General features: G+C 59.8%; 1 protein-coding gene. It reads right to left on the reverse strand.

What is annotated here, in order from left to right:
* Positions 1 to 103 precede the first annotated feature (103 nt).
* Positions 104 to 1,656 (reverse strand): IS3 family transposase gene (locus tag P4L78_RS10670; RefSeq protein ID WP_309328050.1). Its coding sequence is split into 2 segments (ribosomal slippage): positions 104 to 1,194 and positions 1,194 to 1,656, totalling 1,554 coding nucleotides; the frame shifts between segments, so codons are not numbered across the junction.
* Between the last annotated feature and the right edge of the window lie 75 nt (positions 1,657 to 1,731).

Genomic DNA, 1,731 nt, shown 5'->3' on the forward strand with positions numbered 1-1,731 from the left:
CAGTCCGTCACTGCCTATTCAGTGATCGGGTTTAGTCGCCCGGGATAGATTGGCGCACAGCGCCCCCGGCGTTTTTCAAGGTAGTTGTCGCGTCACCGTCTAACTATGCTGCTCTTTTCTCAAGCGGCTGCTCCCGATCCGGGTTCAACAGCACCGTACCCATCGGCTCCCAGTTTCGTGTCTGTCCAGACCAGCGTTCTGGGCTACTCTCCCGGGCTTGCTCGTACAGCTCATGACGCCGAGCCAGGATCTGATGATCCCGACCACGGTGCCGTTCGGCCGGGGTCACAAAGCGGATTCGGCTGTGCCGGTGCTCGTGGTTATACCAACGCATAAAATCCCTGACCCAGGCGCGTGCGGCGTCCAGACTGGCAAAGCCATCTGCCGGCCATTGTGGGCAGTATTTCAACGTCCGAAACAGTGATTCCGAGTACGGGTTGTCATTGCTCACTCGCGGTCGGCCACGTGACGGCGTGATGCCCAGCTCATGCATTTTGCTCAACAGCGTCAGCGATTTCATCGGTGCTCCATTGTCCGAGTGCAGCACCAGTGGCGCGTGCAAACACTGCTCGCCGATCACGCTACGTTGCAAGAGCGCAGCCGCCTTCTCGCCGCTTTCTTCTTCGTAAACCTCCCAGCCCACGGCCTTGCGGCTGTAAATATCCTCGATCAGGTACAGGTAGTAATACTTTCCGCGTACCGGAGACGGCAGGTAGGTGATGTCCCACGACCACACCTGGTTCGGCCCTTTGGCGGCATACGTCGTCGGTGCCACGTGCCGCCTGGGGCGCTGGCTACGACCACGATGCTGCTGTTGGCCTGCCGCACGCAGCACCCGGTAAAACGTCGACTCCGACGCCAGATAGAGCTGCTGATCAGCCAACCTCGGTACGATCTGGCTCGGCGGCAAATGGCCGTAGCCCGGGCTGTTACACACGTTTAGGATCGCTTGTCGTTCGACCTCGCTCAGCGCATTGCGCGGCCTGGGTCGTACCGTGGTCGTTCGGGCGTCTGCCTGAACCGCCTCAGTTTCAGTCCAGCGCTGCACGGTTCTGAGCGAGAGACCGACTTCCTGGCAGGCCTTGATTTTCCGGGCGCCGGCCATCCGGGCTTCACTCAACCAGGTCACCAGTAATTGCCGTTCCGGCAAGGCGGTCAGTTGTCCTCGTTGTCGATCCCCCAGTAGTCGTTGAGCTTTTTTCGCAGCACCAGCAACGCGGCGGTTTCAGCCAGCGCCTTGTCTTTGCGGCGCAGCTCGCGCTCCAGTTCCTGGATGCGTTTCTTGTCCTTGCGGGCTTGCTCGCGATCGTCTTTTTGCTGCGCTTTGTCTGCCTTCTGGCCGTTGATGCAGGCTTGCCGCCAAGCCTTGATTTGCTCGGGGTACAGGCCTTTGCGACGGCAGTATTCAGCCAGTTCAATTTCGGACAAGCCGGCGGTTTCAAGGACGACGGCAAACTGGGCTTCGGCTGTCCAGTTCTGGGCCGATGGGATGTTCTCGGACACTGCGTTTCCTTCAGAGCGGGCCTTTCTGCGCCAGTTGGCCAATGACATGTCGCTGACCCCTTCGCGCCGAGCAACCTCGGCCATCGACAGGCTCAGTGGGGGAAGCAGCATTTTGAGCAATGCGGCTTTGCGTTCCGGTGAATAGTACGGCACGAACAGTCTCTTTCCGCCCCCGATCTGCGTTTTCAGGAAAATTCGGAGAGGCGACAACTATCCTGACACCGGGGG

It is taken from the genome of Silvimonas sp., assembly GCF_031291215.1.
Lineage (GTDB): Bacteria > Pseudomonadota > Gammaproteobacteria > Burkholderiales > Chitinibacteraceae > Silvimonas > Silvimonas soli.